Here is a 15,753-nt window from a genome sequence, read left to right as displayed (position 1 = left end):
TGACGCCTTATCTCTCCGCGCTTAGGACGCGGTGCTTGTGGATTTTGCCTTGGCGGCGGCCAGCGTATCGCGCAATTCCGCCTCCATTTTGATCATGTCTTCTTCTGCTTTGGCGCGGCGCATCCGCCCTTCATCTGCAATCGCAAGGCTATCTTCGATGGTTGCAACCAATTCTGCATTGGCGCGTTTCACCGCCTCAATATCAAAAACGCCACGCTCCATTTCTTCGCGGATCATACGATTGGATGTGCGCAAATTCGAGGCATTCTTTTCCAACAGTTCATTGGTCAGATCATTGGCTGCGCGCACCGCTTCGGCCGCTTCGGTCGAGCGTTGGATGGTCACGGCCTGTGCCAATTGAGTTTCCCACAGCGGCACGGTATTGACCAAGGTTGAGTTGATCTTGGTGACCAAGGATTTGTCATTTTCTTGCACCAAGCGGATCGAGGGCAGGGATTGCATGGTGACTTGGCGTGTCAGCTTAAGGTCATGCACCCGCCGCTCAAGATCATCGCGAGCAGCGCGCAGGTCGCGCAATTCTTGCGCGCGGATCACTTGATCGGCTTCGGGTGGGGCGGCCACCTCCGCTTCCTTCGCAGGGATGTCATTATTGTCCAACGCGGCCAGTTTGGCCTCGCCTGCGGCAATATAAATGGCAAGCGCATCATAAAATTGTAATGTCTTTTCATAAAGTTGATCTAATGACTTAATGTCACGCATGAGCTGATGTTCATGCCGCAACAGATCATCGGTGATCTTGTCGATTTGACCCTGCACGGTTTCATAACGCGCAAGGAAATCATGCACGGGCTTGGCGCGGCCAAGCAGGCGATCCCACCAACTGATTTTGCGGGTGGGGTCAAGCTCCTCCACGGAAAAGCCGCGGATCGTGCCAACAATATCGCGCAACGATGCACCTGCGGGGCCGACATCCTTGTTGCGGACGCCATCGAGCATTGCCTGTGAAATGACCTGCAATTCTGCCTGCGCGGCGGAACCGAAAGACACGATTGAATTTGTGTCATGCATATCAATTTCTGCAATTGCTTTGGCGATGGCCTCGGCGGTCGGTTTGTCTGCGGCCTTCGGGTCTGGCAGCAGGTCGCTTGGGTCAGTCAAGACCACGGCGTTAATTTCATCGACCAATTTACTTGCGTCACGCGCGGCAGTTTTTGTGTCGGTCATTCTATCCCCCAATGTAAACCCCTGCGCGGAGGGGCGGTTTTAAACAGCCTCGCGCGCCAGTCTTTCGCGCAAAAGCTCGATATCTAGATCCAAGTCTTCCGTGTCGTTTTGAGCCAGTTTGGTGGTGCGCGCGGCAAAGTCGCGCTCAAGATCGTTCAAAAGCCCCTCAAAGCGGGTTTTAAGCGCCGCATCAGGATGTGCCGCATATAGGCTTTGGAACTTAACTGCGGCATCGCGTGCGCCTTCAAGGTAAACCCCCAAAAAGCGCCGCGCGGCATTCAGATCACGCGGGTCGCTTTCGATTTGGCGGAACATCGCCTGCGCTGTCTGTTGGAAGGCGATAACCCGCGCCTCTAGATCGCGCTGCCCCGTCTGGGTGACCGCATCGCGCATCTCCTGCAATAGGGCCTCGGCCGCTTCGATTTTATCGGCGAGGCGGCGCTCAGCGGTGCTGTTTACCTCCGAAATGCCCTTATTCTGCAGCGGATCAATACCGAAAGCTGCAAGGTGCAAAACCCCTGCGAAAACCGCAATTGCAGTGGCGTTCAAGATGGCCCATGTCCCGCCCCAAACCAACAGACCCACCGCCAGACCGCAAATGAGGGCAGCCATAATTTTGCGCGGGATCATGGGGCGGCGCGCCACAATGCGCACGGAATATGCGTCTTCTGCCTTGATGCCCTCCCGCGTCAACCCTGCCGCAAAGCCAAGCAGAGCCGCGCCCGCCATATCAACCAACATCGTTGAGACGGGTTGAAAGAAACTGGGAAAGGCCGCGATGACAGGCAAGGCCGCGTAAATATTCAGGCGCGCCCCAAACCGCATGGGACGGCGGCCCTTGAAGGGGAGGGTGGCGTCTCGTGCGCCTGAAGGGGCGTTGGGGCTGAATTGAGCTGTGTAGCGTGTGGCCATGTCTAGAATTCCCCAAAGCCGCCAAAAGCGGCCGTTAGGATGACGATCACCAAGATCGCAAATGCAATTGCCCCGATGGGTTTAGCCGACATGGCCAAATCCTTTTACAATACCACAGATGGGATTGGTCATTCCCTTACCCCTGTTTTAGGTTTCACCTTTAGCAACCCAATGTGTCAACCTAAAGAACATAAAATTCATACATATATTGCACCCTGCGGCTGCTTTGCGGTGGTGTGACTGGCAAAGATGTGGGGTGTCCTTGTCGGGGTTGCAATCCCGCCGCTTGGCGCGGTGCTTTGGCTTGCGGCCCCTTGACCCGATCAGGGTCAAGGCGTAATGCCCTGTCGCGTGGCGATTTGTTTACCGGATTGCGGGCCACAAAAAAAATGCCGCTAAAGAGGTCGAGGCCTGCTTGCCGCATGATGCCCGACCGTTCAGATGGAAGGGATATGAAATGTCAGACACAGGCGCCAAGAAATCCGTAGGTTTGAAATCCTTGCCCGATACTGTTTCGGTGCAGACACGCGCAGTGCATTCAGGCACCCGCCGCAGCCAATATGGCGAAGTGTCTGAGGCAATCTTTATGACCCAAGGTTTTGTCTATGACAGCGCCGAGGCGGCCGAGGCCCGCTTTATCGAAGCGGGGCGTGAGGAATTTATCTATGCCCGCTATGGCAACCCGACTGTCGCAATGTTCGAGGATCGGATTGCGGCGATTGAGGGCACCGAAGATGCTTTTGCAACCGCCTCTGGAATGGCGGCGGTGAATGGCGCGCTGATGTCCATGTTGCGCGCGGGGGATCATGTGGTGTCTGCGCGCGCCTTGTTCGGGTCTTGTCTCTACATTCTTGAGGAGATTTTGACCCGTTACGGGGTTGAGGTCACGTTTGTGGATGGCGATGACCTGACCCAATGGGAAGCCGCAATCATCAAGGGCAAAACCCGCGCTGTATTCTTTGAAAGTGTTTCGAACCCCACGTTGCAGGTTGTCGATATCGCCGCGGTTGCGCGTCTGGCCCATGATGCAGGCGCTTTGGTGGTGGTGGACAACGTGTTTGCCTCTCCCTTGTTCCAAGACAATCGTAAACTGGGCGTTGATGTCGTCATCTATTCCACGACCAAGCATATTGATGGGCAGGGGCGATGTTTGGGCGGGGTGATTTGTGGCACCCGCGCGTTCATTCGCAAGACCGTGGAACCCTATCTGAAACATACAGGCGCGGCGATGTCGCCCTTTAACGCATGGGTTATGCTCAAGGGTTTGGAAACGCTCCACCTGAGGGTGAACGCCCAAGCCGACACTGCTCTTGCCATTGCGCAAGGGCTAGAGGGCGAGACGGGTGTGGCGCGGGTGCTCTATCCTCATCTCGACAGCCACCCGCAAGCCATGCTTGCCCGCACGCAAATGCAAAAAGGCGGCACAGTGATCGCGATTGAACTGGAGGGCGGGCGCGATGCGGCGTTTCGGTTCCTCAACGCGTTAGAGATCATTACAATCTCCAATAATTTGGGCGATGCAAAATCTATTATCACCCATCCTGCCACAACGACTCACCAGCGTTTGCCTGAGGACCAAAAGCAACATCTGGGCATCACATCTGGTCTTGTGCGCCTGTCGGTGGGGCTTGAGGACGTTAACGACCTGTTAAGGGATTTGAAACACGCGCTCGGTGCTGCGCACGCTGCAAATTAACCCTTATTTTTGGGATTTTGTCGGAAACTCAAGGAATTGGTCGATATTTGTCGGGCCAATATTGATCCGTTCAGCGTTCACAATCGTAAACTATTCACAAAACAAGTTTGGATTCCGCGCACCAACACCCATATGATGGGAGGGTCGCGTGGCCGAAGGGGTGATGAGATGAACGTCCATATTGGTGCAGTTGCGAGTGAACCAACCCAAGACGAGGCCCGTGCGGCCTTGGCGCTTTTGAAACAGTGGGCGGAAAGCGCAAGCATGGCGGAGCGTGCCGCCCTTGATCCTGCTGTCTCCAAACTTTTGACCCCCTCCCAAGATTATCCCGAATTTTCGCGCAGCTATCCGCAGGATTTTACAGTGGATGCAGCCTATAAGGCGGGTCTTCCTGATCTTCAAAATGGCCCCGCCTCGCTGATCAAAGGAGCCAAGCGTCAGATCCAACATGTGGGGATTTCCAATTTCCGCCTGCCTATCCGCTATCACACCCGCGACAATGGCGATGTGATGCTGGAAACTTCGGTGACGGGCACCGTCAGCCTAGAGGCAGGAAAAAAGGGCATCAATATGAGCCGCATCATGCGCAGCTTCTATGCCCATGCCGAAAAAACGTTCAGCTTTGAGGTGATCGAAGCCGCGCTTGATGATTACAAATCCGACCTCGAAAGTTTTGATGCGCGTATCCAAATGCGCCTTTCCTTCCCAATGAAGGTGCAGAGCCTGCGGTCTGGCCTGTCGGGTTATCAATATTATGACATTGCGTTGGAACTGGTCGAGCGCGATGGGGTGCGCCAGAAATTGGTGCATCTGGATTACGTTTATTCTTCGACCTGCCCCTGCTCGCTTGAATTGAGCGAACATGCGCGCGCCACGCGTGGGCAATTGGCCACCCCGCATTCGCAGCGATCTGTTGCGCGGATTTCGGTCGCGATTGCCTCTGACGCAGGGTGTTTGTGGTTTGAAGACCTGATTGAGATGGCGCGCCGCGCTGTGCCAACAGAAACGCAGGTCATGGTGAAACGCGAGGATGAACAAGCCTTCGCGGAATTAAACGCCGCAAACCCGATCTTTGTGGAAGATGCGGCCCGCCTTTTCGCGGGCGAGTTGCAAGCTGATCCACGCGTGGGCGATTTCCGTGTTTTGGCAAGCCACCAAGAAAGCCTGCACAGCCATGACGCGGTTAGCCTCTTGACCGAAGGCGCCACGTTTGAGCAGGCCAGCCTTGACCCGCGCCTGTTCCAAAGCCTGTTCCATATCGGCTAAGGGCCAAGACCCCATACGAAAAAAGCCCCAAGACGCGGGTCACGGATGTGACGCTGTCTTGAGGCTTTGCTCGGTCTGACGAAGCAGTCCGGTCGTATACTACCGAACACAGTAAACTGCGGGCGTGGTGTTTGCAAATGAAATGAAGCCCCAGATCAAGGCTTTGGCGGGGTTTTAGGCCCTTCCATGCTTGACACTGCCTAAGTCAGGGGCCAACGCTCTGCGTCATGTTTGATATACGCCCCGTTGGATATGTCATTGGCCTGATCGTTACCTTTCTTGGGGTATCGATGCTTGTGCCTATGGGGGTGGATCTTGCCTTGGCCAATGGCGAATGGGGTGTCTTTGCCGAGTCTGCCGCAATCTCTGTGTTTATCGGCCTTGCTTTGGTGTTTTCTTGCGCAAATGGGGTGCAGCAGGGCCTGAGCCTACAACAGACCTTTCTTCTGACAACCGCGATTTGGGCGATTTTGCCGATCTTTGCGGCGCTTCCCTTTGTGTTCGGCGCAACAGATGCACGGATTGTTGATGCAGTGTTTGAGGCGATGTCAGGGCTGACGACAACAGGCTCAACTGTTTTCACAGGCTTGGAATATTTACCCCACGGGCTGAACCTTTGGCGGGCGATGATCCAATGGTTTGGCGGGGTGGGTATCATCGTGGTCGCGATGGTGTTTTTGCCTGAATTGCGGGTGGGGGGGATGCAAATCTTCCGCTCCGAGGCATTTGAAACAATGGGAAAAATCTTGCCCCGCGCAACTGAAATTGCGGCGCGTATTTCGGTGATCTATGTGGCGCTGACCTTCCTGTGCTTTCTGGCTTATTGGGCCTTAGGCATGACCTTTTACAACGCGATCTTCCACGCCTTTACCACGCTGTCCACGGGTGGGTTTTCGAACACGGATGCCTCTTTTGGGGTTTATCAAGGCCCGCTTGAATATGTCGCGGCGGTGTTCATGATTTTGGCAAGCCTGCCCTTTGTGCGCTTTGTGCAACTTTTGGCGGGCACGGCAGAACCGCTTTATCGCGACAGCCAAGTGCGCGCTTATCTCGGGGTCATCACGGCCCTTGTGCTGATCATGACAGTGTATCGGATTGTCGCGAATGGCGACCATCTCGAGCATGGGATCCGCGAAGGGCTGTTCAACGTCACCTCCATCATATCTGGCACAGGCTATTCTTCGGTGGATTACCAACTTTGGGGGCCTTTGCCCGTGGTGGTGTTCTTCTTTGTCGGCTTGATCGGGGGATGCGCGGGTTCGACCTCCTGTTCCATCAAAATATTCCGCTACCAGATTTTGCTCGAATCCATCTCCACCCAAGTGCGCCGCTTGTCGGCCCCCCATGGTGTGTTCGAACCTCGCTTTGAGGGGCGGCCTGTTTCGGCAGATGTCCTCTCCTCCGTCATGGGGTTCTTTGTGCTGTTCTTCGTGTTGTTGGGGATTTTCTCGGTGGCTTTGGGACTGACGGGGCTAGATTTCGTCACCTCGGTATCCGGGGCTGCCACCGCCTTGGCAAATATCGGGCCAGGGTTGGGGGATGTGATTGGCCCCTCTGGCAATTTCGCGCTGCTCAATGATGCGGCGAAGTGGATTTTGACGCTGGGCATGTTGCTTGGCCGCCTTGAATTGTTGGCGGTTTTGGTGCTGTTCATGCCTGCCTTTTGGCGCGGATAGCCGCCCCTGCCGCAACGGCCGAGGCCCATGCCCATTGAAAATTATATCCGCCCAACCAACCCGTCACATCCACCGCTTCACCAATGAAATAGAGATTGGGGATATGCGTGGACTGCATGGTTTTGGAACTTAAGCCATCGGTCGCGACACCGCCCAAGGTCACTTCGGCGGTGCGATACCCTTCGGTGGCTGTGGGCCGCAGTCGCCAGTCTTGCAATGCCTCTACAATCTCGCGCAGGCGCGCATCGCTGCAATCGGCGATATTGCCGGCAAGGCTTTGGGTTTGCCCAAAATCCGCAACAAAGGCTTTGGGCAGATAATCGGACAGCACCCCTTGCAGGCTGCGCTTGCCTGATTGACCCCGCGCTTCGCGCAGGACAGCGAAAAAATCCGTTTCGGGGTCGATATGCAGCGTGATCTCGTGCCCTTCGCGCCAATAGGATGAAATTTGCAAAATGGCGGGGCCAGACAGGCCGCGATGGGTGAAAAGCATGGCTTCGTCAAATTCTGCATCGGCCGCCTTTGCGCGCACAGGCAGGGAGAGCCCAGCCAGCGCCACGAACCGCGCGCGCAGCCCCTCGTCAAACGTAAAGGGCACAAGGGCAGGGCGGGTATCAGTGACGCGGTGACCGAAGGTTTCCGCAATCTGATAGGCCAAGCCTGTAGCACCCATTTTGGGGATGGATTTTCCGCCTGTAGCCACGATGAGATGATCGGCATATATCTCGCGCGCTTGGCCCTGTTTTTCGACTAATGCGCAAAATTTATCCCCGCTCTGCCGCACGGAAGAAATGCTTGTTTCTAGCCAAAGTTCGGCACCGACCACCGCCATCTCGGCCCGCAGCATGGCGATGATCTCTTTTGCAGATGTGTCGCAGAAAAGCTGCCCCAAGGTTTTCTCATGCCATGAAATGCGGTGACGATTGACCAAATCTAGAAAATCATAGGGGCCGTATCGCGACAGGGCAGATTTGGCGAAATGCGGATTTTCGGACAAAAACGCCGAAGGGTCACAGTAGATATTGGTAAAGTTACATCGCCCGCCGCCTGAGATGCGGATTTTCTCGCCCGCGGCTTTTGCGTGGTCTATCACCAAAACGCCCGCGCCCGAATGGGCCGCGGCCATCATCCCCGCCGCACCCGCGCCAAGGATTAGGGTGCTGACATGATGCTGCGGCAGCTGTGCCATTTAGTCCACGAAATTGCGGCTAATCTTGATCTGATCCCAAGCCCAGACCACCTCTTGGAGGCGTTCCTCATCCGAACGGTCACCGCCATTCATATCGGGATGTAGAACCTTGATCAGCGCCTTGTAGCATTTGCGAATTTCGGTCTTGTTCATCGTGTCGCGTGCTTCCAAAATTTCAAGCGCACGCCGTTCTGTTGGCGGCAGTTTGCGACCCGATTGTGCCCCACCTGCCTGCCCTGGATTACGGGTGGCATTGCCGCCCAAAACCTGATGCGGGTCATCCACGCCTAGCCGTGCCCATGCTTTTTCTTCAACCGATTTTTTGAAGGGTTTGGTCGGCCTGTCCCAGACGCGATCGCGGTCAAGCTGCGCTTCCATCTCGGCCTCGGTCGTGCCCTCAAAGAAATTCCATTTGAGGTTATATTCGCGCACATGTTCGCGACAGAACCAGAAGAAATCCTCAAGATTGTCGGGGGATTTGGGCGCGCGATACTGCCCCGCCTCTTCGCAGGTGGGATGCTCGCATTTGCGCTGCGAGGTTTCAAATGCCCCAGACATGCCACGCCGGCCCGTCTTGCGTTTCTTCTTGTCGGTCGAAACGCGAAGGTCAAAATTAAATGGATCTTTGTCGGTCATGGGCCTGTCCTTCTCGACTCGGAACGGGCAGTCTAAGCTATTGGTGGCGAAGGTGAAGGGCTAGGGTGAAGATTTTCATGACAAGAACCGAAAAAATTCGTGACGCATTAGAAAAAGCATTCAATCCCAAAGTGTTGGATGTTCACGATGAAAGTGAGGTCCATCGTGGCCATAGCGGCTATCAAGAGGGGGGCGAAAGTCATTTTCGCGTGGTGATCCGCGCTGATGGATTGGCGGGGTTGTCGCGCATTGCGCGCCATCGTGCCGTGCATGATGCCATCGGCAAGCCTTTGATGGGCGAAATTCACGCTTTGGCCATTGATGCAGACGGGCCTGAGCGGCCCGCCTGAGAAGGGTTACAGCCCTAGTTTCTGGCTGACCAACTGGTTCACAGCGGCAGGGTTTGCCTTGCCGCCTGTGGCCTTCATCACCTGACCCACGAACCACCCCGCAAGTTTCGGGTTCTGCTTGGCCTTTTCCACTTGGGTGGGATTGGCGGCAATGATCTCGTCTACCGCTGCTTCAATCGCGCCTGTATCTGTGACCTGTTTCATGCCGCGCGCTTCGACAATCTGCGCGGGGTCACCGCCTTCGGTATAGACGATTTCGAACAGGTCTTTTGCGATTTTGCCCGAAATATCCCCCGCCTTAATCAGCGCGATGATGCCTGCAAGCTGTGCAGGTGAGACAGGGCTGTCACTGATTTCGCGCTCGTCTTTCTTTAGGCGGCCAAAGAGTTCGTTGATGACCCAATTCGCGGCCAGTTTCCCGTCTTTGGCGGTCGCCGCGACCTCTTCAAAAAACGCGCTGGCGGTGACATCGGCGGTCAAAACGCTAGCATCGTAATCTGACAGACCAAAATCGCCGATAAAGCGCGCCTTTTTGGCATCGGGCAATTCGGGCAGGTTCGCGCGAATGTCGTCCACCCATGCCTGCTCAATCTCAAGCGGCAAGAGGTCGGGATCTGGGAAGTAGCGATAATCATGCGCCTCTTCTTTCGACCGCATCGAACGCGTTTCGCCCTTATCAGGATCATAGAGCCGTGTTTCCTGATCCACAGTGCCGCCATTTTCGATAATGGCGATTTGGCGGCGTGCCTCATATTCGATGGCCTGTTGAATGAACCGCAGCGAATTCATGTTCTTGATCTCGCAGCGCGTGCCAAGATGGCTGAAATCACCTGTTTCACGGAATTTTTCATAGGCGCCCGGTGCGCAGACAGACACGTTTACATCCGCACGCAGATTGCCGTTTTGCATATTCCCGTCACACGTGCCCAGATAGAGCATGATTTGGCGCAATTTAGAGACATAGGCCGCGGCCTCCTCTGGGCCGCGAATATCGGGGCGCGAGACGATCTCCATCAACGCGACACCCGTGCGGTTGAGATCCACGAAAGACAGGGCGGGATCCATATCATGGATGGATTTGCCTGCGTCTTGCTCCAAGTGGATACGCTCAATGCGCACAATCCTTGCCGTGCCATCGCCAAGCTCGACCAAAACCTCGCCTTCGCCCACGATCGGGTGATACAATTGGCTGATCTGATAGCCTTGCGGAAGGTCAGGGTAGAAGTAGTTTTTGCGATCAAAGGCCGAGATCAAATTGATTTCCGCCTTCAGACCCAACCCTGTGCGCACCGCTTGGGCCACGCAGGCCTCGTTGATCACAGGCAGCATTCCTGGCATGCCAGCATCCACAAAGGCCACGTTGGAATTGGGTTCGGCCCCAAATTTCGTTGAAGCCCCCGAAAAGAGTTTCGCACGGGTTGCGACCTGCGCGTGCACTTCCATCCCGATCACAAGTTCCCAATCGGATTTGGCACCCGCGATCACTTTGGGTTTTGGGGCTTCATAGCTGAGGTCAAGCATGGCGCATCTCTCCAACAGGCGGTTTCCCGCCGTTTACTAGGCCAGCGCGTAGGGCGCGGCAAGGGCAGGACTTGCATTTTGAGGCAAAATAAGGGCAAAGGGCGGGCATCTATTGGCCACCTGAGGGAATTGCATGTTTTCATTCAAAAGGAATGAACGCGATCTGGCGCATCATGCGCGGAAATTCGGCAAATGTGCTGCAACCTTTTTGGGCGCGGCGGTTCTGATGGGATGTGTCGGCGCGCAGGCTGATTTGCCCGCCGCACGTTGGGATGAAACCCCACAGGCCCAAGATTGGACAAAGGCAAGCCTCTCGATGTTGGAGGAGGACGCGGCCGTTTTGGTTGAGACAACCCCTGCGGATATTGAGGCATGGTGTCCCGCCTATGATGAGGCGAACCCAGAACAGCGTGCTGCGTTCTGGAACGGGCTTTTGTCCAGTTTGGCCTATCGTGAAAGCACCTTCCGCGAAGATGCGATTTCGTCAAATGGTAAGTGGCATGGTCTTTTGCAAATCTCGCCCGCAACGGCGCGCGGCTATGGCTGTGCTGCTGGCACAAGCGAGGCTTTGCGCGAGGGCGAGGCGAATTTGCGCTGCGCTTTGCGCATTTGGTCATCAACTGTCGTGCGCGATGGGGTCATTGCCGCAGATCAAGGCGGGGTTGCGGCCGATTGGGGGCCGTTGCAACGCGAAGCCTTGCGCAATGATATTCGCGGTTGGGTGTCGGAGCAGGATTACTGCCAGTCATGACGGCGCGCTTGTCGGGTTTGGATCAGGCGCGCGGTGTCGCGCTTGTGGCCATGGCAAGCTATCATTTCATCTTTGATCTCGATTTATTCGGGCTTGTGCCTTCGGGCACAGCCCTGTCCCCCTATATGCGCGGCTATGCTATCGCGATTGCGGGCAGCTTTCTGTTCCTGTCGGGCCTCAGCATGGTCTTGGCCCATGGGGTGGGGCGGCGGTGGCCCGCCTTTTGGCGGCGGTGGGGCATTTTGGTCGCTGCTGCGGCGGCGGTCAGCCTTGCGACCTATTTTGCCTTTGGGGCGCAATTTGTCTTTTGGGGCATCTTGCACATGATGGCGGCTGCAAGCCTAGTGGGGATTGTCCTTTTGGGACGGGTGCCTGCTTGGGGCTTGGCAGTGCTTGGTGTCTTGGCCCTTGCTGCAGGGGTTTGGCTGCGCCTGCCTTCGCTTGAGTGCCCGATATTTTGGATCACAGGCGCACAGGCGGCGCGGCCTGTGACAGTGGATTATTTGCCAATCTTGCCATGGATCGGCCCCTATCTTTTGGGCATGGCTTGGGCGCAATTTGCCCGTGATCTGGGCCGGCCGATCATGCCCCAACAGATATGCGATGGTGTGCTTGGGGCGGGTTTGGCCCTTTTGGGGCGCAATTCCCTTGCGTTTTATCTGATCCACCAACCCGTGCTGCTGGCATTGGTCGGTGGATATGTTTGGCTGCTGGATTATGCGCCTTGATAACCCGCACGCATTCTTGCCACCATCTCGCTCATATCGCGGCTGAGGTTCGGGGTGTCAGAAATACGCTTTAGCGCCTCTTGGATCAGGGCCTGACGATCAACATCATAGCGCGCCCAAGTCTCAAAGGCGGTGGACATCCGCGCCGCAGTTTGCGGGTTTTTGCCATCCATGCGGATTAGCCAATCCGCGAGGAACTGATAGCCCGCGCCTGAGGGCGCATGAAAGCCCGCAGGGTTGGCCGAGGTCAGACCTGCAATCACCGCGCGGAAGCGATTGGGGTTTTTCCAATCAAAATCTGCGTGCTCGGTCAGGCGATGTGCAACTTGCGCGGCCTCATCAGGGGCGGCATGGGCGATTTGCAGCATGAACCATTTATCCATCACGATGCGGTTTTCATGCCATTGGTTGTAGAAGGCCATGCTTGCCTGCTGCGCAACATCACCCCCGTGATCCAACAGCGCACCGAAAGCGGCCAATTGATCAGTCATATTGGTGGCCGTCTCGAATTGCGTCTGCGCGAGCTCTGGGCCATGCACACGGGTCAAGGCACGCAGGGCCACGTTGCGCAAACTGCGCCGGCCCGCGGAGGCCGCATCAGGGCTATAGCCGTCTTTATCGGTCAGTGTTTCAAACAGCCGCGTGTAAATCGGCGCAAGTGCAGCTGCGATGGACTGTTCCAAAGCGCGGCGCTTTTCATAGATCATGCTTGGATCAGGCACCACGCCTGCTTCGGCCAAATCATTGGTCAGCGCATCTTCGCTTGGCAGGCTTGCGCATAGCGCCCGAAACTCGGGGTCGAGCGTGTCATCCTGCATCACCGCAGCGAGGGCTGAGATATAGTCAGGGTTCGGGGCTGTGCCATTGGTGATCATTGCGCACAGAACCTCACGCGATAGACTGCGGCCCGCTTCCCATCGGTTGAACGGGTCTGTGTCATGCGCAAAGAGGGTCGCGCGCGCAGCAAAATCTTGCTCGATTTCTAAAATCACAGGGGCCGAGAATTCGCGCAAGACCGACAGCACAGGGGCCTCAGGCAGATCGTCAAACAACAATTCCATCTCAGGATCCGCCATTTCGACAATCTGCGTGGGCCGCAATTCGCGCCCGTCCCGACCCAATAGGCCAAGCGCCACAGGAAACAACAAGGGCTCTTTCAGCGGTTGGTTGGGGGTAGGGTCGGTGCGCTGTGCCAATTTCAGCACCAAGCGCCCATCTTGATAGGTGGAGGTGACTGTCAAACGCGGCGTGCCTGCCTGTTCATACCACCGTTTGAATTGCGACAGATCGCGCAACGTGGTGTCTTCGAACACCTGCAACCAATCCTCGATGGTGCAGGCCTGCCCATCATGGCGGTCGAAATAGAGATCAAGCGCCGCGCGATAGGCCCCTTCGCCTACCAAAAGCCGCAGCATTCGGATCAGCTCCGCCCCTTTTTCGTAAACGGTGGCCGTGTAGAAATTGTTGATCTCGATAAAACTTGCAGGGCGCACGGGATGCGCCAATGGGCCTGCATCCTCGCGGAATTGGCGCGCGCGCAGATTCAGCACATCGCCAATTCGCTGCACAGGCGCAGATCGGGCATCTGCGCTGAACTGTTGATCGCGAAAGACGGTTAAGCCCTCTTTGAGGCAGAGTTGAAACCAATCGCGGCAGGTGATGCGATTGCCTGTCCAATTGTGGAAATATTCATGGGCGATGATCCGCTCGATAAAGGCATAATCTTGATCCGTCGCGGTTTCAGGGCTGGCCAGCACATATTTGGAGTTGAAGATGTTCAGCCCCTTATTCTCCATCGCGCCCATGTTGAAATCATCGACCGCCACGATGTTAAACAGATCGAGGTCATATTCGCGGCCATAAACCTGTTCATCCCAGATCATTGACCGCTTGAGCGCGTCCATCGCATAGGCGCAATACCCCTCATCACCGGGGCGGACATAGATATTGAGATCAACCTCGCGTCCCGAGGCCGTGGTGAACTGATCGCTATAGGCGCGCAAATCGCCCGCCACCAAAGCAAAGAGATAAGCAGGTTTGGGCCAAGGGTCATGCCATTCTGCATAGCCTGCGCCTGTCTCGCCCCGATTGCCATTGGACAGCAGGATCGGTGCATCCCCCTCAATGCGCACATCAAAGGGCGCCATGACATCGGGGCGGTCGGGGTAATAGGTTATTTTGCGAAACCCTTCCGCCTCGCATTGGGTGCAATACATGCCTTTGGACATATAAAGCCCCTCAAGGGCTGTGTTATCCTGTGGTGCGATTTCGACTTCGGCCTCCCAAACAAAGCCACCCTCTGGCAGGCGTGCGGCAGGCACAGTCAGGGCTGTTTCGTTGAGGCGATAATCGGCCTCACTTAACGCTGTTCCATCTATCTTTGCCCAGATCAGACGCAGATCCTCGCCATCAAGCACAAGCGCCCCTTCGCCCAAACCTTGCGCCTCGGGGTTGGGGCGAAAGGTGATCCGTGAAATGACCCGCGTGGCCTTTGGGGTAAGGCGAAAGGTGAGATGCACGTGGTCAATCAAATACTCGGGCGGGGTGTAGTCACTGAGCCAAATGGTGCGGGGCGTGGCAGTGGCGGATGTTGCATCAAGGGGCAGGGCGGACACGGGGCGGGCCTCATTATATCGGGGAAGGGTTGGCCTTAGGCTATGCGCGGCGGTGACAGGCTGCAACCAGATAGGTGGGTTAGAGCCAGTAAAACCGCGATATATCTGTGCGATTGTCAAAGAATGCCACCGCCTCAGGCCGAAATCCATAGCCGTGCCGCGCCACCGCTTGGGATAATTCCGCGAGGATCACATGGGTGATAAAGGGGATGTCCAAGCTTTGCGCCTCTGCCAGATCCAGCCATGTCAGATGAGACAACTCGCCATCGCCTTTGGTGAAATCCTGCGCAACGCCCCTCAGATCGTCAGCACGCGCCAAAAAAAAGCGCGCGTCAAAGCGGCGTGGGCGGCCTGTGGGGGTGACGGCACGAAAAAAGAAATCAACCTGTCGCGGGTCGTGTGGGCCAAGGCTGAGCCCTGTTTCTTCGTGCAATTCGCGAAAGGCTGCGTTGATCAAGGCCTTGGGTGAACAGGTGCTGTCATGGCCGAGGCGCGCTGCAAGCGCATCAGGGATTGCGTGGGCAAGCGGGGTATCGTGATCCACCGCATCCACCGCCCCGCCGGGGAATACAAATTTTTGCGGCATGAACGCGGCAGATGCCCCGCGTTGGCCCATTAAGACCTGGGCGCCTTTTGTGCTGTCGCGCAATAAGATGATGCTTGCGGCATCCCGAATGGGAGGATCAGAAACCATGCATCCGCTTGGCCCATTGGATGCCCACAATCAGCCCCTTAAAGCGGGGTAAGAGGAACAGTGCCACCACAAAGGCCCCAAGCGAAAACCCGCCTGCCATAACCCATGGGCTTGGTTGATAGGCCGTATAAACCCAGAGCATTAAGGTGCCCAAGATTTTCGCTGTGACGAGGATCGTCAAATAGGCAGGCCCATCATCCGCGCGGGCGTGGCTCAGATCTTCGCCACAGCTGCCACAGGTTTTTACAAGGTTCAGATAGCCGCTAAACAGTGCGCCCTCACCACAGCACGGGCAGCGGCCGCGCATGGCTTTGGCAATCGCGGGCCATGTTGGGCGTTCCTGCGGGACATGATCGAAAACACCATCCGCCAAGGCAGTGATTGGATCGATTTCAGCCGCTTCGGTGCTGGGGTTTGCCATGGCGCGCATCCTTTTCTTGTCTCGACCCTAGCCCTAGCGCAAAGCGCAATCATTGGCAAAGGGGCGGGCCGTTTTGACGCGGGGCAAAAGAGAGCCGCAAAAAAATGTGACGG

The 15,753-nt window shown here is 56.3% G+C and carries 14 protein-coding genes and 1 riboswitch; of the genes, 6 read left to right on the top strand and 8 right to left on the bottom strand.

What is annotated here, in order from left to right; all coding sequences use genetic code 11:
- Positions 1–21 precede the first annotated feature (21 nt).
- Together AAC620_RS04735 and AAC620_RS04730 are read right to left on the bottom strand one after the other, a co-directional pair.
- Complete coding sequence (locus AAC620_RS04735; RefSeq protein ID WP_340243031.1) at positions 22–1,185, bottom strand: toxic anion resistance protein; 1,164 nt, start codon at positions 1,183–1,185, stop codon at positions 22–24.
- 39 nt (positions 1,186–1,224) lie between these two features.
- On the bottom strand, positions 1,225–2,097 hold the full coding sequence (locus AAC620_RS04730) for a 5-bromo-4-chloroindolyl phosphate hydrolysis family protein (protein ID WP_340243029.1): 873 nt from the start codon (positions 2,095–2,097) through the stop codon (positions 1,225–1,227).
- Between the two features lie 341 nt (positions 2,098–2,438).
- Positions 2,439–2,517, top strand: a riboswitch (SAM riboswitch).
- A gap of 37 nt (positions 2,518–2,554) precedes the next feature.
- Between AAC620_RS04730 and metZ the strand changes: the two genes are divergently transcribed.
- From metZ to AAC620_RS04715, 3 genes are all read left to right on the top strand, one after another.
- Positions 2,555–3,793 (top strand): O-succinylhomoserine sulfhydrylase, encoded by a 1,239-nt coding sequence (metZ, locus tag AAC620_RS04725; protein ID WP_445322433.1) that lies wholly within the window; start codon positions 2,555–2,557, stop codon positions 3,791–3,793.
- Between the two features lie 168 nt (positions 3,794–3,961).
- Positions 3,962–5,059: a GTP cyclohydrolase FolE2 gene (folE2, locus tag AAC620_RS04720; protein WP_340243027.1), complete on the top strand. Its 1,098-nt coding sequence runs from the start codon at positions 3,962–3,964 to the stop codon at positions 5,057–5,059.
- Between the two features lie 227 nt (positions 5,060–5,286).
- The gene (locus AAC620_RS04715) at positions 5,287–6,735 is read left to right on the top strand and encodes a TrkH family potassium uptake protein (protein ID WP_340243025.1); all 1,449 of its coding nucleotides are present in this window, start codon (positions 5,287–5,289) and stop codon (positions 6,733–6,735) included.
- Here the strand turns inward: AAC620_RS04715 and AAC620_RS04710 are convergent.
- Both AAC620_RS04710 and AAC620_RS04705 read right to left on the bottom strand, forming a co-directional pair.
- Positions 6,710–7,924 (bottom strand): BaiN/RdsA family NAD(P)/FAD-dependent oxidoreductase, encoded by a 1,215-nt coding sequence (locus tag AAC620_RS04710; protein WP_340243023.1) that lies wholly within the window; start codon positions 7,922–7,924, stop codon positions 6,710–6,712. The two genes, AAC620_RS04715 and AAC620_RS04710, sit on opposite strands and share 26 nt — an antisense overlap.
- Entirely contained in the window at positions 7,925–8,560 is a 636-nt protein-coding gene (locus AAC620_RS04705; protein ID WP_340243022.1) for a DnaJ domain-containing protein, read from the bottom strand.
- Positions 8,561–8,637: 77 nt separating this feature from the next.
- Here AAC620_RS04705 and AAC620_RS04700 point away from each other — a divergent pair, with 77 nt between their 5' ends.
- Entirely contained in the window at positions 8,638–8,910 is a 273-nt protein-coding gene (locus tag AAC620_RS04700) for a BolA family protein (RefSeq protein WP_340243020.1), read from the top strand.
- Positions 8,911–8,916: 6 nt separating this feature from the next.
- Here the strand turns inward: AAC620_RS04700 and gatB are convergent, their stop codons facing one another.
- Positions 8,917–10,431: an Asp-tRNA(Asn)/Glu-tRNA(Gln) amidotransferase subunit GatB gene (gene gatB, locus AAC620_RS04695; protein WP_340243019.1), complete on the bottom strand. Its 1,515-nt coding sequence runs from the start codon at positions 10,429–10,431 to the stop codon at positions 8,917–8,919.
- 133 nt (positions 10,432–10,564) lie between these two features.
- On the opposite strand from gatB, the gene AAC620_RS04690 reads away from it, so the two are divergent.
- The gene (locus AAC620_RS04690; RefSeq protein WP_340243018.1) at positions 10,565–11,182 is read left to right on the top strand and encodes a transglycosylase SLT domain-containing protein; all 618 of its coding nucleotides are present in this window, start codon (positions 10,565–10,567) and stop codon (positions 11,180–11,182) included.
- On the top strand, positions 11,179–11,910 hold the full coding sequence (locus AAC620_RS04685) for a heparan-alpha-glucosaminide N-acetyltransferase (protein WP_340243017.1): 732 nt from the start codon (positions 11,179–11,181) through the stop codon (positions 11,908–11,910). The genes AAC620_RS04690 and AAC620_RS04685 overlap by 4 nt, the downstream gene beginning before the upstream one ends.
- On the opposite strand, the gene pepN is transcribed toward AAC620_RS04685, so the two are convergent.
- The 3 genes from pepN to AAC620_RS04670 form a co-directional block, all read right to left on the bottom strand.
- A complete protein-coding gene (gene pepN / locus AAC620_RS04680) occupies positions 11,898–14,525 on the bottom strand; it encodes an aminopeptidase N (RefSeq protein WP_340243015.1) in 2,628 nt (875 codons plus the stop codon). The genes AAC620_RS04685 and pepN overlap by 13 nt on opposite strands.
- Positions 14,526–14,604: 79 nt before the next feature.
- The gene (locus tag AAC620_RS04675) at positions 14,605–15,111 is read right to left on the bottom strand and encodes an NUDIX hydrolase (protein WP_340243013.1); all 507 of its coding nucleotides are present in this window, start codon (positions 15,109–15,111) and stop codon (positions 14,605–14,607) included.
- Positions 15,112–15,208: 97 nt separating this feature from the next.
- A complete protein-coding gene (locus tag AAC620_RS04670) occupies positions 15,209–15,640 on the bottom strand; it encodes a DUF983 domain-containing protein (RefSeq protein WP_317655930.1) in 432 nt (143 codons plus the stop codon).
- Positions 15,641–15,753 lie beyond the last annotated feature (113 nt).

Source organism: Roseobacter sp. HKCCA2468 (assembly GCF_037805105.1).
Classification (GTDB): domain Bacteria; phylum Pseudomonadota; class Alphaproteobacteria; order Rhodobacterales; family Rhodobacteraceae; genus M30B80.
Note: the sequence above shows the minus strand (reverse complement) of the source record. Positions and strands in the feature narration are given on the sequence as shown.

What these genes read in the sequence shown, in the direction of transcription:
- AAC620_RS04685 (WP_340243017.1), top strand. Translation starts at nt 11,179, where the DNA reads ATGACGGCGCGCTTGTCGGGTTTGGATCAGGCGCGCGGTGTCGCGCTT.
- AAC620_RS04715 (WP_340243025.1), top strand. Translation starts at nt 5,287, where the DNA reads ATGTTTGATATACGCCCCGTTGGATATGTCATTGGCCTGATCGTTACC.
- AAC620_RS04675 (WP_340243013.1), bottom strand. Translation starts at nt 15,111, where the DNA reads ATGCCGCAAAAATTTGTATTCCCCGGCGGGGCGGTGGATGCGGTGGAT.
- AAC620_RS04700 (WP_340243020.1), top strand. Translation starts at nt 8,638, where the DNA reads ATGACAAGAACCGAAAAAATTCGTGACGCATTAGAAAAAGCATTCAAT.
- gatB (WP_340243019.1), bottom strand. Translation starts at nt 10,431, where the DNA reads ATGCTTGACCTCAGCTATGAAGCCCCAAAACCCAAAGTGATCGCGGGT.
- AAC620_RS04690 (WP_340243018.1), top strand. Translation starts at nt 10,565, where the DNA reads ATGTTTTCATTCAAAAGGAATGAACGCGATCTGGCGCATCATGCGCGG.
- metZ (WP_445322433.1), top strand. Translation starts at nt 2,555, where the DNA reads ATGTCAGACACAGGCGCCAAGAAATCCGTAGGTTTGAAATCCTTGCCC.
- AAC620_RS04670 (WP_317655930.1), bottom strand. Translation starts at nt 15,640, where the DNA reads ATGGCAAACCCCAGCACCGAAGCGGCTGAAATCGATCCAATCACTGCC.
- AAC620_RS04705 (WP_340243022.1), bottom strand. Translation starts at nt 8,560, where the DNA reads ATGACCGACAAAGATCCATTTAATTTTGACCTTCGCGTTTCGACCGAC.
- AAC620_RS04710 (WP_340243023.1), bottom strand. Translation starts at nt 7,924, where the DNA reads ATGGCACAGCTGCCGCAGCATCATGTCAGCACCCTAATCCTTGGCGCG.
- AAC620_RS04730 (WP_340243029.1), bottom strand. Translation starts at nt 2,097, where the DNA reads ATGGCCACACGCTACACAGCTCAATTCAGCCCCAACGCCCCTTCAGGC.
- AAC620_RS04735 (WP_340243031.1), bottom strand. Translation starts at nt 1,185, where the DNA reads ATGACCGACACAAAAACTGCCGCGCGTGACGCAAGTAAATTGGTCGAT.
- folE2 (WP_340243027.1), top strand. Translation starts at nt 3,962, where the DNA reads ATGAACGTCCATATTGGTGCAGTTGCGAGTGAACCAACCCAAGACGAG.